The sequence below is a fragment of the Mycobacterium sp. NGS40 genome (genome assembly GCF_059812735.1).
The window spans coordinates 353,770-371,381 of record NZ_JCALDG010000005.1; the positions used below are offsets into that span (position 1 = coordinate 353,770).

Sequence of the window (17,612 nt, forward strand, 5' to 3'; positions counted from 1 at the left end):
TGTCCGGCCGTGGGCGTCGGGGGGTATATCCAGCAGGAACGCAGTGATGCCGAGCTGCTGGCCGCCCATGTCGCCGGGGATCGCTACGCGTTCGGCGAGCTGTTCGGCCGTCACCGGCGCCAGCTGCATCGCCTTGCCCGGCTGACCACTCGCACACCCGAGGACGCCGAAGACGCGCTGCAGGACGCCATGCTGTCGGCACACCGCGGCGCCGGTTCCTTTCGGTATGACGCCGCGGTCGGCAGCTGGCTGCACCGGATCGTGGTCAACGCCTGCCTGGATCGGCTGCGGCGCACCAAATCTCACCGGACGGCGCCGCTCGAGGATGTTTATCCGGTGCCCGATCGTACGGCTCAGGTCGAAACCGCGATGGTGGTGCATCGCGCGCTGATGCGGTTACCGCTCGAGCAACGCGCCACGATCGTGGCCGTCGACATGCAGGGCTATTCGATCGCCGACACCGCGGCGCTGCTGGGCGTCGCCGAGGGCACGGTCAAAAGCAGATGCGCGCGTGCCCGGGTGCGGCTGGCCCACCTGCTCGGCTATCTGGATGCCGGCGCCCACACCACCCCCGACCGCCCCGGCGGCCAGCGTTAACGGGCCGGGCGCGACCGCCGGTCCGGGCATGACGGACACTGGGGCGGATGGGCGAGGCGGAGAACGAACCGGCGGATCACGATCCGGATCCGCGGAATGCGGGAGCGGACCCGGCGCTGACGGCGGAGTCGCTCGCCGACCTGCAGGCCGGTCTGCTCGACGACGAAGCCGCCGCCCGGCTGCGCCGGCAAGTGCGCCAAGACCCGGACGCCCAGCAGGTCCTGAGGGCGTTGAATCAGGTGCGCCGCGATGTCGCGGCTCTCGGTGCGGATCCGGAATCGGCGCCTGAACCACCGGCCGAGACAACCAACCGGATCTCCGCGGCGCTGCGGGCGGCGTCCCCCGGTGCCTCGGCGACGGTGTTGACTCACGCCGCTCGCCCGCGGATCCGCCCTGCGCGGGTCGCCGCCGGCGTGGCCGGTGTCGGCGCGGCGCTCGCGGCGGTCGGTTTGGGCACGTCGGCGCTGCTCAACGAGCCCGAACCCGCCCCGAGCACCCCGACCACCGCGATGCACATCACGGTGTCGACCCCACCGATGGCGATCCCGCTGTCCGCGCCCGAAATCGGTGCCCTGCTGGGTCGTGCTCCCGATTACGGTCCGCTCGGCGACCCCGGCCGGCGCGCATCCTGCCTGGGCGGTCTGGGTTATCCGGCGTCCACCCAGGTGCTCGCCGCGCGGCCGATCGAGATCAATGCTCGTCCCGGCGTGCTGCTGGTGCTGCCCGCCGATAGTCCGGGCGACCTTGCCGTCTTTGCGGTGGCCCTGAACTGCAGCGCCGCCGATACGGGGCTGTTAGCCAGCACCCAGGTCCCCCGCCCTTAAGGTGATGGCACGTGTTGCGCGACACGGCCGGGAACACCCGCGCCTAGGCTGGCGTTCGACACGATTGAGAAATCTGTATTCATGAAAGGCTCGCATGACCGATACCGCTCATGACAAAGTCCACGACGTCATCATCATCGGTTCCGGTCCGGCCGGGTACACGGCAGCCCTCTACGCGGCGCGCGCGCAACTGGCCCCGGTGGTCTTCGAAGGCACGTCGTTCGGCGGCGCGCTGATGACCACGACCGAGGTGGAGAACTACCCCGGCTTCCGCGACGGCATCACCGGTCCGGAGCTGATGGACCAGATGCGCGAGCAGGCGTTGCGCTTCGGGGCGGACCTGCGGATGGAAGACGTCGAATCCGTTTCGCTGGACGGCCCGGTCAAGTCCGTTGTGACCGCCGAAGGTGAGACCTTCAAGGCGCGCGCCGTCATCTTGGCGATGGGTGCCGCGGCGCGTTACCTGCAAGTGCCCGGCGAGCAGGAGTTGCTGGGCCGCGGGGTCAGCGCATGTGCCACCTGTGACGGGTTCTTCTTCCGCGACCAGGACATCGCCGTGATCGGCGGCGGTGACTCGGCGATGGAAGAGGCGACGTTCTTGACCCGATTCGCCCGCAGCGTGACGCTGGTGCACCGTCGTGACGAATTCCGGGCCTCCAAGATCATGCTCGAGCGCGCACGCACCAACGACAAGATCAAATTCATCACCAACCAGACCGTGCTGGCGGTGGACGGCGAGACAACCGTCACGGGATTGCAGTTGCGCGACAACGTAACTGGTGAAGAGACCACACTGCCGGTCACGGGTGTGTTCGTCGCGATCGGCCATGAACCCCGGTCGGCTCTGGTGCGCGACGTCATCGATGTCGACCCGGACGGCTACGTACTTGTCAAGGGGCGCACCACGAACACCGCCATCGAAGGTGTCTTCGCGGCCGGCGACCTGGTGGACCGTACCTACCGGCAAGCCGTCACCGCGGCGGGCAGTGGCTGTGCGGCGGCCATTGACGCCGAGCGCTGGTTGGCCGAGCACGAAGAGACCGGAGTCGCCGGCGAAAAGCCGGCGGCCGGAAATGCGGACGACACTGATTTGATTGGAGCACCACGATGAGCGACGCCGAAAAAGCCGGGGCCACAAAGGAAGTCTCTGACGCTTCCTTCTCCGCGGACGTGTTGTCCAGCAATAAGCCTGTGCTGGTTGACTTTTGGGCGACGTGGTGCGGACCGTGCAAGATGGTCGCACCCGTCCTCGAAGAGATCGCGGCCGAGCGGTCGGATCAGCTGACCGTCGCCAAGCTCGACGTCGACGCGAATCCCGAGACCGCGCGTGACTTCCAGGTGGTATCGATCCCGACGATGATCCTGTTCAAGGACGGCCAGCCGGTGAAGCGCATCGTCGGCGCGAAGGGCAAGGCGGCGCTACTGCGCGAGCTCTCCGACGCGGTGCCCAACCTCACCTGATCGCGATCGGTTTGCGGCGGCGCATCGCCGTTCAGCCTGGGGTTTTCCGGAAATTGAGAAGAATCTGCGACAATACCGGTTAGCTGTAGTGCGTTTGTCAGCCTGTCAGTTTGTCCCGGAGGGCCCTTGGTATGTCGAGTCCGCGCCGCGAAAACGGCGACGCTCTGCGCTGTGGTGACCGCAGCGCAGCTGTGACCGAAATCCGGGCCTCACTGGCTGCATTAGGGCTACTGGACAGCGCTGGCGAAGATTTGACGACGGGCCGGCATGTGGCCCTCGAGGTCTTCGACACGCAGCTTGACCATGCCGTCCGCGCCTTCCAGCAGCACCGTGGGTTGCTGGTCGACGGTATCGTCGGCGAGGCGACTTACCGGGCACTCAAAGAGGCGTCCTACCGGCTCGGCGCGCGCACGCTGTACCACCAATTCGGCGCTCCGCTCTACGGCGACGACGTCGCGACATTGCAGGCCCGGCTGCAAGACCTCGGGTTCTACACCGGCCTGGTCGACGGCCATTTCGGCCTGCAAACACACAACGCGTTGATGTCGTACCAACGCGAGTACGGGATGTCAGCGGACGGCATCTGCGGGCCGGAAACCTTGCGCTCCTTGTACTTTCTGAGTTCACGCGTCAGCGGCGGTTCGCCCCACGCCATTCGCGAAGAAGAACTCGTCCGACGCTCCGGTCCCCGGCTCTCGGGCAAGCGGATCATCATCGATCCGGGTCGCGGCGGTGACGACCACGGTCTGATCGCACACGGCCCGGCCGGCCCGGTCAGTGAAGCAGATATCTTGTGGGACTTGGCGAGTCGGCTGGAAGGCCGGATGACCGCGATCGGCATGGAGACCTTCCTGTCCCGCCCGACCAACCGCAGCCCGTCGGACGCCGAACGGGCCGCCACCGCCAACAACGTCGGTGCCGACCTGATGATCAGCTTGCGCTGCGAAGCTCAGGCCAGCTCTTCTGCCAACGGGGTGGCCTCGTTCCACTTCGGCAACTCGCATGGGTCGGTATCGACCATCGGCCGCAATCTCGCCGACTTCATCCAGCGAGAAGTGGTGGCCCGCACCGGGTTACGCGATTGCCGGACGCATGGGCGCACCTGGGATCTGCTGCGACTGACCCGGATGCCCACCGTCCAGGTCGACGTCGGCTACATCACCAACCCCGGTGACCGGGACAGGCTGCTTTCGACGCAAACGCGCGATGCGGTCGCCGAAGGCATCCTGGCCGCGGTCAAGCGGCTCTACCTGCTCGGCAAGAACGACCGGCCCACCGGCACCTTCACTTTCGCCGAGCTCCTTGCGCACGAATTGTCGGTCGAACGGACGACACGCCTCGGCGGTACTTAACCGTTTTGCTTGTTCTGCAACGTATTTCCCGCCTTCAAAACATTGCAAGACCCGGCGCCGACCGGCTGCTGAAGCTCGGCGTTCTGCAGTAGGCGCTCCAGGGCCGCTTCCACCTCTGCCTTCCACCCCAGCCCCTTGTCGAGCTCGAGGCGTAGCCGTGGGAAATACGGATGTGGCGCTACCACAACGAAACCCACGTCTTTCAAGAACTCCGCATCGATGATGCAGCGCTCCACCGAGCAGTCCCCCAGGGACTCCAGCACCGGCCGGACGTCGGGATCGGCGTGCGTGGGGTCCAACGACTCCGACGCCGCCGGGGTGCGACCGAATGCTTCCAGCGCGCGGACCCCGCGACGCATCAACTCATCGATCACCCGGGCCAGCAGATCGTGTGGCAAGTCGTCGGGGGCGTGGCCGAGTTCCACACCCATCGAGGTCAGCAGGACCGCGTCCGGAGACACCGGAGCGGTAGGAAACCGATGCGCTCGCGGCACCGCACCCGGCGGTGCGTACAGCGCATAGCCCAGACACGGCGGATCGGTGACGCTTTGCTCGTCGGGAATCGCGGTCGCGACCTGGCCGCACGACCCCCACTCCAGCATCACCATCGACAGCCATGCTTCCTTTTCGAATTCCGGGTCGGCGAGGTGGTCTTGATCGCCGAGGGTCGCGGGATCGACCTCCCAGAAGACACAGCGGCGCGCATGCTTGGGCAGCTGCTCGAAGCCTTCGAGCCGCAGGGGCGTGATTCGAGCAGACACTAGCCTCCTGGCTTCCGTGCGTATCGCAGCCCATTGCCGCAAGCCCGGCTGTACCCAGGCTGACGTGCACCACCAACCGCTCCAGGATAGGAGAGTTTGTTGTTCTCGGGCCAGTGTTGACCCGGCCACTCCGGCGTCGCGGCCGAAACGATCCGAATCGTGCCACCGGTGGCGACCGGGCGTCGAAAAGGCTTGCTGTACAACGGAACTCCGTGCTCGAGAGGGGCAGGTAGGCCTTCGGAACACACCCGGTGTCACAGTGACGTAATTACACCGTGTAACGGGTCATGCTTTGGGCGGGCTCATGGTGTCGATAATCCGCTGTAGATCCTCGACCGAGGCGAACTCCACCACGATCCTGCCCTTGCGCTTGCCCAGGCTGACGGTGACCCGGGTGTCGAAGGCGTTCGACAGCCGCTCGGCAACGTCTTGCAGACCGGGCATCTGGATCGGCTTGCGGCGCGGCGCGGCCGGGGCCGCCGCGTCACCACGGTTGGCCAATGTCACGGCCTCCTCGGTGGCGCGCACCGACAGACCCTCGGCGACGATCCGGCTCGCCAGCTCCTCCTGCGCTTCTGGCCCGGATTCCAGCGACAGCAGCGCGCGGGCGTGGCCGGCGGACAGCACTCCGGCGGCCACTCGGCGCTGCACGGCGATCGGCAGTTTGAGCAACCGGATCATGTTGCTGATTAACGGCCGTGACCGTCCGATTCGCGAGGCCAGTTCGTCGTGGGTAACGCCGAACTCATCGAGCAGCTGCTGGTATGCGGCGGCTTCTTCCAACGGGTTCAGCTGTGCCCGGTGGATGTTCTCGAGGAGAGCGTCACGCAACAGGTTGTCGTCGGTCGTCTCTCGCACGATGGCGGGAAGGGTCGCCAGCTGTGCCTCCTGGGCCGCCCGCCAGCGCCGCTCCCCCATCACGATCTGGTACCGCGCGCCGCCCGGTGCCGGGGTGACCGCACGCACCACGATCGGCTGCAAAAGGCCGAACTCGCGGATCGAGTGCACCAATTCCGCCAGCGCCTCGTCGTCGAACACCTGCCTGGGCTGCTTGGGGTTGGGTTCTATATCGGCCGGCGAGATCTCGCGATACACCGCGCCCATCTCGGCGGCGGTTGGTGCCGGGCCGCCGATCAGCACATCGGCGGCAGCGTCGCCCATCCTCGGACCCAGCGTCGCGGGTCCCCCGTCGGCTTCGGCGGGTCCGGTGGGAATCAGGGCCGCGAGACCTCGGCCGAGCCCGCCCTTCTTTTTGCCCGCACTCGTCATTGTCGTCCCTTCACGAATGGTGGTTAGTCGCGCTGTGCGAGTTCGCGGCTCGCGTCGAGATAGCTCATCGCCCCGCGGGATCCGGGGTCGTAGTCGATGATCGTCATGCTGTAGCCGGGCGCCTCCGAAACCTTGACGCTGCGCGGGATGACGGTGCGCAGCACCTTGTCGCCGAAGTAGCGGCGCACCTCCTCCGCGACCTGATCGGCGAGCTTGGTCCGCCCGTCGTACATCGTCAGAATCACCGTCGTCACATCCAGCTGCGGGTTGAGGTGCGCCTTCACCATCTCGATGTTCCGCATCAGCTGCGACACCCCCTCCAGGGCGTAGTACTCGCACTGAATCGGGATCATCACCTCGGGAGCCGCGACGAGTGCGTTGATCGTGAGCAGTCCCAGCGACGGCGGACAGTCCACGAAGACGTAGTCGAAGTCGAAGTGGTCCAGCTCCGCCAAAGCGTTACGCAATCGGTTCTCGCGCGCGACCATGCTCACCAATTCGATCTCGGCGCCGGCCAGATCAATGGTCGACGGAACGCAGAAGAGTCGGTCGCTGTGCGGGCTGCGACGCAGTGCGGTCTCGATCGTCTCCTCACCGAGAAGCACTTCGTAGGACGACGGCGTGCCCGATTGGCGGTCCGTGATGCCCAGTGCCGTGCTCGCATTGCCTTGCGGATCGAGATCGATAACGAGCGTCTTGAGTCCTTGCAGCGCGAGGGCGGCGGCAAGATTGACGGCGGTCGTCGTCTTGCCGACGCCGCCCTTCTGGTTAGCGACGGTGAAAACCCGGCGATGTGCCGGGCGGGGCAGCGGTGGGTAGGTCGTATGCAGCACCCGCATCGCGCGTTCCGCCGCGGCACCGATCGGGGTGTCAAATTCGTTCGATGTTTCACGTGAAACATCCGCCGTGACGTCGCTCGGCGATTCATCCGCCAGAGGCGCCGTCTCGTCCGGCGCGAGCGGGGGTGCCAAGGGCGCCGGCGCCAACTGCGGATGGTCCACGCTTGGAGCCGGCCCTGCGGACCGATCCTGCGGCGAGCTCATCGCTTTCTCCTGTCCGCCCTTGGTGCCGACCCGCGTCGCGACCGCGTTGCGCGCTGCGCTACCACCACGGTTGCGGGCGGACGCAAATAGCTCGCGCCACATGTCACCACCCTGACATCAACTGCCTCCAGCGCGGCCATCCCACGCCGGTGTTCTTCGACTTCGTCGGGAGCGCGCTCCCCCTTGATCGCAATCATGCGTCCGCCCGGTCGTAGCAACGGCATGCTCCACTTCGTCAACTTGTCCAGCGCCGCGACTGCTCGCGAGACCGCGACATCGCGCTCGCCGAAACGCTTCCGTACCCCCGGCTCCTCGGCTCGGCCGCGCACCACTTCGACGGTTAACCCTAGTTCGGCAACGACCTCTTTGAGAAACTCGCTGCGGCGCAGAAGTGGTTCCAGAAGCGCGATATCTAAGTCGGGGCGCGCGATCGCCAACGGTATGCCCGGCAATCCCGCTCCGCTGCCGATGTCGACGATCCGCTCGCCCTCGTCGAGCAGTTCGGCGACGGCTGCACTATTTAATAGGTGGCGGTCCCAGACACGGTCGACCTCGCGGGGCCCCAGCAATCCGCGTTCGACGCCAGCCGTTGCGAGGATCTCCGCGTACGCCTGAGCGATGTCGAGCCCCGATCCGAAGATCTCGGCCGCCGCGGCCGGTGCATGACCCGGTCCGCCGGATGTCGACTCGGTCGGAGCGCCGGCCGGCGATCCCGGCTCCACGGGCTCCGCTCCCGGCGCCACTGCCCGATCAGATCCGCCGACATGTTTCACGTGAAACATTCCTCCGGTCTTCGGATCTACAGCACCGTGCGCGCGGGGTGAACTACACCGCTGTAACCCGGTCCCAACTAGTCGTGCAGCACAACAACGCGACGGCTCGGCTCCACGCCTTCGCTCTCGCTGTGGACGCCGGCCACCGCGGCGACGGCGTCGTGAACGATCTTTCGCTCGAACGGAGTCATCGGCTTGAGTTCTTCACGCTCGCCGCTCTCCAGCACGCGTCGCGCGACCTTGTCGCCCAGCGCGGCCAATTCTTCGCGGCGCCGCCGTCGCCAACTCGCGACGTCGAGCATCAGCCGGCTGCGCACGCCGGTCTTTTGGTGAACCGCCAGTCGGGTGAGCTCCTGCAGTGCATCGAGCACCTCGCCGCCACGACCGACCAACTTGTTCAGGTCGTCGCTGCCGTCGATGCTGACGACCGCGCGGTTGCCCTCGACATCGAGATCGATGTCACCGTCGAAGTCGAGCAGATCCAACAGCTCTTCCAGATAGTCGCCGGCGATCTCGCCCTCGGCGACCAACCGCTCCTCCAGGTCGTCGCCCTCGTCGGCACCGGTCTCCGCCGCCATCGACTCCTCGTCCTCGACCGCCACTTGGGTGTCCAACTCGCGTTCGGTGGTGTCAGCGTCCGTCATTTTCTCTCCCTCATCCATGGGTCCGTCCCTGTCTCATTCGGGTCACTCTCCGGAGACGGCCCGGTAAAGCTGTGGCGCTATTCGTCAGCGCTTCCGCCGTTTCGGTCGTGCCCCTGGCCGGGGCGTGCGGCTGGCCGGACCGTCCGTGCTGCCGGTCGTATCCGGTTTGTCGGGCGCCACTTCCGTTGTCTTTCCATCGGCCACGTCAGGCCGCGCGTCTGCCTTCGGGGCACCGTCGTCGTCAACCGTCGACGCGCCGTTGCCGCCCGGCGCCGCCTTGCGCTTCGGCTTGGCTCCGGGCAACGGTGCGTTGGCAGCCCGGCGTTCCAGCACCTCTTGCTTCTTGGCCTCGTCCTCTTTCTCAATCATGTTGAAGACGTAGTGCTGCTGCCCGAACGTCCAGATGTTGTTCGAGAACCAATACAGGATGATCGCCAGCGGAAGGAACGGACCACCGACGACGACACCGAGGGGAAACACGTACAGCGCGAGCTTGTTCATCATCGCGGTCTGAGGATTCGCGGCCGCTTCCGCACTTTGGCGGGCAATCGATGCGCGGCTGTTGAAATACGTGGCGACGCCGGCAAGCAACATGACCGGCGCACCGACCAAGATGACGGAGGGGCGGCTGAAGTCGATGAAGGCGTCCAACCCGGTGCGCTGCGTCATGGATGCCCCGATCGGCGCACCGAACAGATTCGCGTCCAGGAAATGCCCGACGTCGGTCGGGCTGAACACGTAGTTGCCCGTCAATCGGTTCTGGATCACCGACATCTGTGGCTGGCCGAAGCCGCCCGTCGTGCGGTTGAAGGAACGCAACACGTGATACAGGCCGAGAAACACCGGGATCTGAGCGAGCATCGGCAAGCAGCCGAGAATCGGATTGAATCCGTGCTCGCGTTGCAGCTTCTGCATCTCGAGCGCCATCCGCTGACGATCCTTGCCGTACTTCTTCTGCAGTGCCTTGATCTGTGGCTGCAGTTCTTGCATCTGGCGGGTGGTGCGGATCTGGCGCACGAACGGCTTGTAGAGCAGCGCCCGCAACGTGAAGACGAGGAACATCACCGACAGGGCCCAGGCGAAGAAGTTCGAGGGCCCGAGCAGTGCCGCGAACAGCTTGTACCAAACCCACATGATCCACGACACCGGGTAGTAGACGAAGTCGAGGCTAAACAGATCAAACGACAAAAGATTCACTCTCCCCTCGCGGCGCCGGGACGTCCCCGACGGCGCTGGTGTCTGCAAAGTCCACCCGGCAGCCCCGCTCTACCGAGGCGCGTTCCGGTATCGGGTCCCATCCTCCCCGATGCCACGGCCCGCACTTGGCGAGCCTGACCGCCGCCAGCCAGCTACCGCGAATCAACCCGTATTCGGTAAGAGCCTCTACGGCGTACTGACTACAGGTCGGCATGAAGCGACATGTCGCCGGTCGCAGCGGGGAGACCATATGCCGGTACAGCTGAATCAGGAAAACCAGACCGCGCACCACGGTCCGGCTCGCGCTGCCCAGTCCCGAGCGCACCGGCGCCGTGACGGTCACTGGTCAGTCCCCGCACGTTCGAAGGCGCGCCGCAGACCCTTGCGCAACTCCTGCTCCAACCGCGCCGACGACACCTGCCGACTACTCGGCAGCGCCCGGATAACCACCCGGTCGTGTCGATGAAGATCAGGCAACATGCCCCGGACAGCGTGGCGGAGCCGACGCGAAACCCGGTGGCGGTCGACCGCCGAGCCGACCGACTTCGCGACGATCAACCCCACGCGTGGACCCGGTTCGTCATCGTCTTCCCGGCGTACGTGGACGACGAGATCGGGCTGCGCGGTGCGCATCCCCTTCTTCACTGTCGCGTCGAATTCCCGTGACCGCCTCATGCGGTTGCGCGCGGGAAGCACCGCCAACACGCCTGTCGGTCAGATCAGGCAGATAGCGCGCGACGACCCTTGCGGCGCCGGCCGGACACGATGGCGCGCCCAGCCCGAGTGCGCATCCGCAAGCGGAAACCGTGCACACGAGCACGGCGCCGGTTGTTCGGCTGGAAAGTCCGCTTGCCCTTGGCCACGGCGTTCTCCTCGTTCTGTCTCGCTAGAAGCTTGTCCCCGCCGTCCGGCCGGTCACGTTCAGCTCAGCTGGATTGCGTCGTGACTCGGTCGAAAAGTGGTTCTTGCTGCTGGCCGGCGCGGTCCCCGGGCGAATTACTTCCCGGTCGCAGCCGTATCGCCGACTTTCGGGCGACTGTATGAGGGTACTGACGAGCGTTGCCTTGGTCAAACCTGGCCTGCCCCAACGAACCCGCTACCACCCAAGTTGAGATTTTGGCTGCCGGCGCGGGCGATCGGCACGACATCATCGACAAGCCGCAGCACGCCCCGATGAACTCTAAAGAACGCGACTGGAATACAACAGAACTGTTGGCAGCCGCACGGAAAACTGTTAGCTTCGGGCAATGCTGTTTCAGAGTCGGAACGGCGCTCGACAACGAAGCATGATGGCGGATCTACTCGCTGTGCAGACGACCTGACCGGGGTTGTCTCAGCCCGCGGATCGCGAGCCGTCGCCAGTAGGTTGCGGCCCGTGTACGTCTATCCTGTCCACACCTGTGTATAACTATGTGGACAGTTGCTTTGTCGCCAAGCGTGGTTTGTGGCTCGACCCGGGACGTTCTAGAACCAGGGAGATGCGTCGTTGACCGATGACTCCGGTTCTGGTTTCACGACAGTGTGGAATGCGGTCGTCTCTGAACTCAACGGCGATTCCGACACAGACGGTCTGGGCAATCGCGCGACGCTTGTCACCCCGCTCACTCCGCAGCAGCGCGCGTGGCTCAATCTTGTTCAGCCGCTGACGATCGTCGAGGGGTTTGCCCTGCTGTCGGTGCCAAGTAGTTTCGTACAAAACGAAATCGAACGGCATCTGCGCACCCCGATCACCGATGCACTCAGCCGCCGGCTCGGGCAGCAGATACAGCTCGGGGTCCGTATCGCTCCGCCGGCCGATGACGCCGACGACGCAGCCTTTCCGCCGGGTGACACCTTCGCCGAGGACATCGGTCTAGAAACGTCAAGTGACGCCGACGAGGCCGACGAAAACGGTGAAGCGATCGGCGTCGAACAGAGCTGGCCCAACTATTTCGCCGAACGTCCACACAGCACCGACTCCGCCGCGGCCGCCGGCGGGACCAGTCTCAACCGGCGCTACACCTTCGAGACTTTCGTCATCGGTGCCTCCAATCGCTTCGCCCATGCCGCGGCCCTGGCCATCGCCGAAGCGCCGGCGCGTGCCTACAACCCGTTGTTCATCTGGGGTGAGTCCGGCCTCGGCAAGACCCACTTGTTGCATGCCGCAGGCAATTACGCGCAGCGACTGTTCCCCGGCATGCGCGTGAAGTACGTATCGACCGAGGAATTCACCAACGACTTCATCAACTCGCTTCGCGACGATCGCAAGGTCGCGTTCAAGCGCAGCTACCGCGACGTCGACGTACTGCTGGTGGATGACATTCAGTTCATCGAAGGCAAGGAAGGTATCCAGGAAGAGTTCTTCCACACCTTCAACACGTTGCACAACGCCAACAAGCAGATCGTCATCTCGTCGGACCGGCCGCCCAAACAGCTCGCCACTCTGGAAGACCGGCTGCGAACACGCTTCGAGTGGGGACTGATCACCGACGTCCAGCCACCGGAACTGGAAACCCGCATCGCGATTCTGCGCAAGAAGGCCCAGATGGAACGGCTTGCGGTCCCCGACGATGTCCTCGAGCTCATCGCCAGCAGCATCGAGCGCAACATTCGCGAACTCGAGGGAGCCCTGATCCGGGTCACCGCGTTCGCCTCGCTGAACAAGACGCCAATCGACAAGTCCTTGGCCGAGATCGTCCTGCGCGATCTGATCGCTGATGCCAGCACGATGCAAATCAGCGCGGCGACCATCATGGCCGCCACCGCCGAATACTTCGACACCACCGTCGAGGAGTTACGCGGTCCCGGCAAGACCCGAGCCCTGGCTCAGTCGCGGCAGATCGCCATGTATCTGTGCCGCGAGCTCACCGATCTTTCATTGCCCAAGATCGGCCAGGCGTTCGGCCGCGACCACACCACGGTCATGTACGCACAGCGAAAGATCTTGTCCGAAATGGCCGAGCGGCGTGAGGTGTTCGATCACGTCAAAGAACTCACCACTCGGATTCGGCAGCGCTCCAAGCGCTGATTCTGCGGTTTCGGCCACCGCGCGCCAAACTTTTTCCAAAAAACTTCCCACACGTCCGTAACTCCAGTCACAGCGGAGCGATGTGCGCAGCATTGTGTACAAACGTCCCAAACAACAGTGCAGCAATCGGCCGTGACGTGCACACCCCTGCCCCATCCCCAGTGGCCCAACATCGACTACACAGTTACCCACGCCGTCATCCACAAGCCGATCGACGCGCTAGCTGGGCGGGGCCGGACCTGTCCCCAGATTGCACAGGCCTTAATACTGGTACTGAGATCTATCCGTTGTTTCTTCTTTGAAGAACAGCTTTGGGGACGCGTCGCTGCACAGCGCTCGCGGACCTCTCGTTGACTCGGCTTGTCGGCCTTCACGATTAGCTTTCAAGATGGGCGCAGAAGCTCTACGGTTGTGATTCGACTCCCGTTGCGGACGTCGTGGCAGGTGCGTCGCCGCGGCCGTTCGTTGCGGGGCCCAAGCTGGCGGGGCGAGAAGCCGGCTACCGGATTTTGAACTTTGGGTAGGTGAAGGGACGCTATGGACGTGGCGACGACAAGTGCTGGTCTCACCGATCTGAAGTTTCGCCTGGTCCGAGAATCTTTCGCCGACGCGGTGTCGTGGGTTGCGAAGAATCTGCCGAGCCGGCCGGCGGTTCCCGTTCTTTCCGGCGTGCTGCTCACCGGTTCGGATGAGGGCTTGACGATCTCGGGATTCGACTACGAAGTTTCGGCCGAAGCACAGATCCCAGCCGAAATCGCTTCTCCGGGAAGCGTTTTGGTGTCGGGACGGCTGTTATCCGATATCACCAGGGCGTTGCCGGACAAGCCGATCGATTTCTACGTCGACGGCAGTCGTGTCGCGTTGACATGCGGCAGCGCCAAGTTCTCGTTGCCGACGATGGCGGTCGAGGATTACCCGACGCTGCCGACGCTGCCCGAAGAGACCGGAAGCTTGCCGTCGGATTTGTTCGCCGAGGCGATCAGCCAGGTCGCGATTGCCGCCGGCCGGGATGACACGTTGCCGATGCTGACCGGCATTCGGGTCGAGATCTCGGGTGAGACGGTGGTTTTGGCCGCGACCGACCGGTTCCGTCTGGCGGTTCGCGAGCTGACGTGGTCGGCGTTGTCACCCGACATCGAGGCGGCCGTGCTGGTGCCGGCGAAGACGCTGGCTGAGGCCGCGAAGACAGGAACGGACGGTTCCGAGGTTCGGTTGTCATTGGGGGCGGGCAGCGGGGTCGGCAAAGAGGGATTGCTCGGGATCAGCGGCAACGGCAAGCGCAGCACCACGCGACTGCTGGATGCGGAGTTCCCGAAGTTTCGTCAGCTGCTGCCGGCTGAGCACACCGCGGTCGCGACGATCAACGTGGCCGAGCTGACCGAGGCCATCAAGCTGGTTGCGTTGGTGGCGGACCGGGGTGCACAGGTGCGCATGGAATTCGCCGAGGGGCAGTTGCGGCTCTCGGCCGGCGCCGACGATGTCGGTCGCGCCGAGGAAGAACTCGCGGTCGATTTCTCGGGCGAACCGTTGACGATCGCGTTCAATCCGACCTACCTGACCGACGGACTCAGCTCGGTGAAGGCCGACCGGGTGTCGTTTGGCTTCACCACCCCGGGTAAGCCGGCGTTGCTGCGTCCGGCATTTGACGACGACAGCCATCCAACGGGCACCGGTCCGTTCTCCGCGTTACCGACGGATTACGTTTACCTGCTGATGCCAGTTCGGTTGCCCGGATAGGTGTACGTCCGGCATTTGGGACTGCGTAATTTTCGGTCCTGGGCACAAGCCGACCTCGAGCTCGAACCGGGCCGGACGGTGTTCGTCGGTCCCAATGGTTTCGGGAAGACGAATTTGGTTGAGGCACTGTGGTATTCGACCACTTTGGGTTCACATCGAGTTGGAACCGACGCGCCGTTGATCCGGGCGGGCGCCGATCGCGCGGTGGTTTCGACGATTGTGGTCAGCGAGGGCCGGGAATGCGCGATCGATTTGGAGATTGCCGCGGGACGGGCGAACAAGGCTCGGTTGAACCGCTCGCCGGTGCGCAGTACCCGCGAAGTGGTCGGGGTATTGCGCGCGGTGTTGTTTGCTCCCGAAGACTTGTCGTTGGTCCGGGGTGATCCCGCGGACCGGCGTCGCTATCTCGATGATTTGGCGACCGTGCGGCGCCCGGCGGTCGCCGCCCTGCGCGCGGATTACGACAAAGTGTTACGGCAGCGCACCGCACTATTGAAGTCACTCACCGGCTCCCGGCATCGCGGCGACGCCAGTGCGCTGGAAACACTCGACGTGTGGGACAGCCGATTGGCCGAGCACGGAGCCGAATTGATGGCTGCGCGTATCGATCTGGTGAATCAGCTGGCCCCCGAGGTGGAAAAGGCCTACCAACTGCTGGCGCCGGGATCGCGGCCGGCGGGCATCAATTACCGAACAAGCATCGATGGTTTGGGTGTGGACGGCGCGCAGGAGAGCGCGAGCCCCGACCGCGATTTTCTGGAGGCGGCGCTGCTGGCCGCATTGGCGGGCCGCCGCACCGCCGAACTGGAACGCGGCGTGTGTCTGGTGGGCCCGCATCGGGACGACCTGGAACTTCGTCTGGGCGATCAACCGGCGAAAGGTTTTGCCAGCCATGGTGAATCGTGGTCTTTTGCGATCGCGCTGCGGCTGGCCGCGTATGAGTTACTGCGCGACGACGGCAGCGAGCCGGTGTTGTTGCTCGACGATGTCTTCGCCGAACTCGACGCGGCGCGGCGCCGCGCCCTGGCCGCGGTAGCGGAATCGGCCGAACAAGTATTGGTTACCGCGGCGGTACTGGAAGATATCCCGGCAGGCTGGGACGCTAGGCGGGTGCACATCGACTTGCAAGACGATGACAGCGGCCGGGTTTCGGTGATGCAACCATGATCGACAACGAATCAGACGAGTCGGCGCCGGCCGAACTGCCGGAATCATCGAGCGGGCTCAGCGGTATCGACTTGGTGCGGCGCACTCTCGAGGAAGCTCGCGCGGCGGCGCGTGCGCAAGGCAAGGATGCCGGGCGTGGCCGCGCCAGCAATCCGGTTCCGCGCCGGGTTGCCGGGCAGCGGCGGAGCTGGTCGGGCCCGGGCCCGGATGTCCGGGATCCGCAACCGATGGGAAGGGTCGCCCGCGATATCGCGAAAAAGCGCGGCTGGTCGGGACGCGTCGCCGAAGGCACGGTGCTCGGTCACTGGGCGTCGGTCGTGGGCCATCAGATAGCGGATCACGCGACACCGACCGCGCTGAGCGAGGGCGTGCTCAGCGTGACGGCCGAATCCACCGCTTGGGCCACCCAATTGCGGATGATTCAGTCTCAGTTGTTGGCCAAGATCGCCGCGGCGGTGGGCAACGGTGTGGTGACATCGCTGAAGATCACCGGTCCCGCGGCCCCGTCCTGGCGGAAGGGGCCCCGACACATCTCCGGCCGCGGCCCGCGCGACACCTACGGCTGACACAATCGCGGGGCGCGCCGACGTCGAAGACATGCGTAGACAAGGCGTCAAGGTTAGCCCCCTCAGATCCGCGAGAACGAAACGGACCCGCGCGGCGCACGTCCGGACGCGGCGTCAATAGAGAAATTAAGCGCACGGCGCGTCCAGATAGGTAGAAACGCGCCCAGAAAATCGGTCCAGACCCCCGATCACGGTAGAGTGGGCTGATGCGACTGCTGCGGTGATTGGAACCGCCCGCATGAAACCCCGAGGAGAGCATTCCGACCGTGGCTGCCAAGAAGAAGGCGCAAGACGAATACGGCGCGTCAGCGATCACCGTGCTCGAAGGGCTGGAGGCGGTCCGTAAACGCCCCGGCATGTACATCGGGTCCACCGGGGAGCGAGGTCTGCACCACCTCATCTGGGAGGTGGTCGACAACTCCGTCGACGAGGCGATGGCCGGCTACGCCAACCAGGTCGACGTGCGCATCCTCGACGACGGCAGCGTCGAGGTCGCCGACAACGGCCGCGGTATTCCCGTCGCCATGCACGCCACCGGTGCGCCGACCGTCGACGTCGTGATGACACAACTGCACGCCGGCGGCAAATTCGGTGGCGAGAACAGCGGTTACAACGTCAGTGGCGGTTTGCACGGCGTCGGTGTGTCCGTGGTCAACGCACTGTCGACACGGCTCGAGGTCGAGATCTCCCGCGACGGCCACGAGTGGTCGCAGTACTACGAGCGCGCGGTACCCGGGACCCTCAAACAGGGTGAGGCCACCAAAAAGACCGGAACCACGATCAGGTTCTGGGCCGACCCCGACATCTTCGAAACCACCGACTACGACTTCGAGACGGTGGCGCGGCGGCTGCAGGAGATGGCATTCCTCAACAAGGGATTGACGATCAACCTCACCGACGAGCGCGTCACGCGGGAGGAGGTCGTCGACGACGTCGTCAGCGACACCGCGGACGCACCGAAGTCCGCCGAGGAAAAAGCCGCCGAGTCCACTGCCCCGCACAAGGTCAAGCACCGGACGTTCCACTACCCCGGCGGCCTCGTTGATTTCGTCAAGCACATCAACCGCACCAAGAGCCCGATCCAGCAGAGCGTCATCGATTTCGACGGCAAGGGTCCCGGCCACGAAGTCGAGATCGCGATGCAGTGGAACGGCGGCTATTCCGAGTCGGTGCACACCTTTGCCAATACGATCAACACCCACGAGGGCGGCACC

Annotated in this window: 19 protein-coding genes; 10 read left to right on the forward strand and 9 right to left on the reverse strand. The window is 65.0% G+C overall.

The window, feature by feature from the left end:
* Positions 1–9 precede the first annotated feature (9 nt).
* The 5 genes from sigM to AC5Y5O_RS10985 all read left to right on the forward strand — a co-directional run bounded on the left by sigM (position 10) and on the right by AC5Y5O_RS10985 (position 4,234).
* Positions 10–597 (forward strand): RNA polymerase sigma factor SigM, encoded by a 588-nt coding sequence (sigM, locus tag AC5Y5O_RS10965; protein ID WP_500025108.1) that lies wholly within the window; start codon positions 10–12, stop codon positions 595–597.
* 47 nt (positions 598–644) lie between these two features.
* On the forward strand, positions 645–1,421 hold the full coding sequence (locus tag AC5Y5O_RS10970) for an RsmA family anti-sigma factor (RefSeq protein WP_500025110.1): 777 nt from the start codon (positions 645–647) through the stop codon (positions 1,419–1,421).
* A gap of 94 nt (positions 1,422–1,515) precedes the next feature.
* A complete protein-coding gene (trxB, locus tag AC5Y5O_RS10975) occupies positions 1,516–2,532 on the forward strand; it encodes a thioredoxin-disulfide reductase (protein ID WP_500025112.1) in 1,017 nt (338 codons plus the stop codon).
* Positions 2,529–2,882, forward strand: a complete 354-nt coding sequence (gene trxA, locus AC5Y5O_RS10980) for a thioredoxin (RefSeq protein ID WP_090597962.1) — start codon at positions 2,529–2,531, stop codon at positions 2,880–2,882. The genes trxB and trxA overlap by 4 nt, the downstream gene beginning before the upstream one ends.
* 131 nt (positions 2,883–3,013) lie before the next feature.
* A complete protein-coding gene (locus AC5Y5O_RS10985) occupies positions 3,014–4,234 on the forward strand; it encodes an N-acetylmuramoyl-L-alanine amidase (protein WP_500025113.1) in 1,221 nt (406 codons plus the stop codon).
* Here the strand turns inward: AC5Y5O_RS10985 and AC5Y5O_RS10990 are convergent.
* The 9 genes from AC5Y5O_RS10990 to rpmH all read right to left on the reverse strand — a co-directional run bounded on the left by AC5Y5O_RS10990 (position 4,231) and on the right by rpmH (position 10,784).
* Positions 4,231–4,995, reverse strand: a complete 765-nt coding sequence (locus AC5Y5O_RS10990) for an acetyltransferase (protein WP_500025115.1) — start codon at positions 4,993–4,995, stop codon at positions 4,231–4,233. The two genes, AC5Y5O_RS10985 and AC5Y5O_RS10990, sit on opposite strands and share 4 nt — an antisense overlap.
* Before the next feature lie 285 nt (positions 4,996–5,280).
* A complete protein-coding gene (locus AC5Y5O_RS10995) occupies positions 5,281–6,264 on the reverse strand; it encodes a ParB/RepB/Spo0J family partition protein (protein ID WP_500025116.1) in 984 nt (327 codons plus the stop codon).
* Positions 6,265–6,287: 23 nt separating this feature from the next.
* A complete protein-coding gene (locus tag AC5Y5O_RS11000; RefSeq protein WP_500025117.1) occupies positions 6,288–7,307 on the reverse strand; it encodes a ParA family protein in 1,020 nt (339 codons plus the stop codon).
* A complete protein-coding gene (rsmG, locus tag AC5Y5O_RS11005; protein ID WP_500025118.1) occupies positions 7,304–8,089 on the reverse strand; it encodes a 16S rRNA (guanine(527)-N(7))-methyltransferase RsmG in 786 nt (261 codons plus the stop codon). Before rsmG ends, AC5Y5O_RS11000 begins: the two co-directional genes overlap by 4 nt.
* Positions 8,090–8,157: 68 nt before the next feature.
* Positions 8,158–8,724: a Jag family protein gene (locus AC5Y5O_RS11010; protein ID WP_500025119.1), complete on the reverse strand. Its 567-nt coding sequence runs from the start codon at positions 8,722–8,724 to the stop codon at positions 8,158–8,160.
* Between the two features lie 84 nt (positions 8,725–8,808).
* On the reverse strand, positions 8,809–9,858 hold the full coding sequence (gene yidC / locus AC5Y5O_RS11015; RefSeq protein WP_500025139.1) for a membrane protein insertase YidC: 1,050 nt from the start codon (positions 9,856–9,858) through the stop codon (positions 8,809–8,811).
* 43 nt (positions 9,859–9,901) lie between these two features.
* Entirely contained in the window at positions 9,902–10,264 is a 363-nt protein-coding gene (gene yidD, locus AC5Y5O_RS11020; protein WP_096290700.1) for a membrane protein insertion efficiency factor YidD, read from the reverse strand.
* Positions 10,261–10,617, reverse strand: a complete 357-nt coding sequence (gene rnpA / locus AC5Y5O_RS11025) for a ribonuclease P protein component (protein WP_096291457.1) — start codon at positions 10,615–10,617, stop codon at positions 10,261–10,263. Before rnpA ends, yidD begins: the two co-directional genes overlap by 4 nt.
* Positions 10,618–10,640: 23 nt before the next feature.
* The gene (rpmH, locus tag AC5Y5O_RS11030; protein WP_003874369.1) at positions 10,641–10,784 is read right to left on the reverse strand and encodes a 50S ribosomal protein L34; all 144 of its coding nucleotides are present in this window, start codon (positions 10,782–10,784) and stop codon (positions 10,641–10,643) included.
* 623 nt (positions 10,785–11,407) lie between these two features.
* On the opposite strand from rpmH, the gene dnaA reads away from it, so the two are divergent.
* From dnaA to AC5Y5O_RS11055, 5 genes are all read left to right on the forward strand, one after another.
* Positions 11,408–12,928 carry a chromosomal replication initiator protein DnaA gene (dnaA, locus tag AC5Y5O_RS11035; RefSeq protein WP_096290701.1) on the forward strand — a complete coding sequence of 507 codons (1,521 nt, stop codon included), beginning with the start codon at positions 11,408–11,410 and terminating at the stop codon, positions 12,926–12,928.
* Between the two features lie 537 nt (positions 12,929–13,465).
* Entirely contained in the window at positions 13,466–14,665 is a 1,200-nt protein-coding gene (dnaN, locus tag AC5Y5O_RS11040; protein WP_096290702.1) for a DNA polymerase III subunit beta, read from the forward strand.
* A complete protein-coding gene (gene recF, locus AC5Y5O_RS11045; RefSeq protein WP_096290703.1) occupies positions 14,666–15,832 on the forward strand; it encodes a DNA replication/repair protein RecF in 1,167 nt (388 codons plus the stop codon).
* A complete protein-coding gene (locus AC5Y5O_RS11050; RefSeq protein WP_096290704.1) occupies positions 15,829–16,398 on the forward strand; it encodes a DUF721 family protein in 570 nt (189 codons plus the stop codon). The genes recF and AC5Y5O_RS11050 overlap by 4 nt, the downstream gene beginning before the upstream one ends.
* A gap of 266 nt (positions 16,399–16,664) precedes the next feature.
* A partial coding sequence (locus AC5Y5O_RS11055; protein ID WP_500025120.1) for an ATP-binding protein occupies positions 16,665–17,612 on the forward strand: 948 nt, incomplete at its 3' end.

Coding starts and splice junctions, on each gene's coding strand:
- yidC (WP_500025139.1), bottom strand. CDS start 9,858: ATGTGGGTTTGGTACAAGCTGTTCGCGGCACTGCTCGGGCCCTCGAAC.
- AC5Y5O_RS11000 (WP_500025117.1), bottom strand. CDS start 7,307: ATGAGCTCGCCGCAGGATCGGTCCGCAGGGCCGGCTCCAAGCGTGGAC.
- AC5Y5O_RS10985 (WP_500025113.1), top strand. CDS start 3,014: ATGTCGAGTCCGCGCCGCGAAAACGGCGACGCTCTGCGCTGTGGTGAC.
- trxA (WP_090597962.1), top strand. CDS start 2,529: ATGAGCGACGCCGAAAAAGCCGGGGCCACAAAGGAAGTCTCTGACGCT.
- AC5Y5O_RS11010 (WP_500025119.1), bottom strand. CDS start 8,724: ATGACGGACGCTGACACCACCGAACGCGAGTTGGACACCCAAGTGGCG.
- AC5Y5O_RS11050 (WP_096290704.1), top strand. CDS start 15,829: ATGATCGACAACGAATCAGACGAGTCGGCGCCGGCCGAACTGCCGGAA.
- AC5Y5O_RS10970 (WP_500025110.1), top strand. CDS start 645: ATGGGCGAGGCGGAGAACGAACCGGCGGATCACGATCCGGATCCGCGG.
- AC5Y5O_RS10995 (WP_500025116.1), bottom strand. CDS start 6,264: ATGACGAGTGCGGGCAAAAAGAAGGGCGGGCTCGGCCGAGGTCTCGCG.
- rsmG (WP_500025118.1), bottom strand. CDS start 8,089: ATGTTTCACGTGAAACATGTCGGCGGATCTGATCGGGCAGTGGCGCCG.
- trxB (WP_500025112.1), top strand. CDS start 1,516: ATGACCGATACCGCTCATGACAAAGTCCACGACGTCATCATCATCGGT.
- dnaN (WP_096290702.1), top strand. CDS start 13,466: ATGGACGTGGCGACGACAAGTGCTGGTCTCACCGATCTGAAGTTTCGC.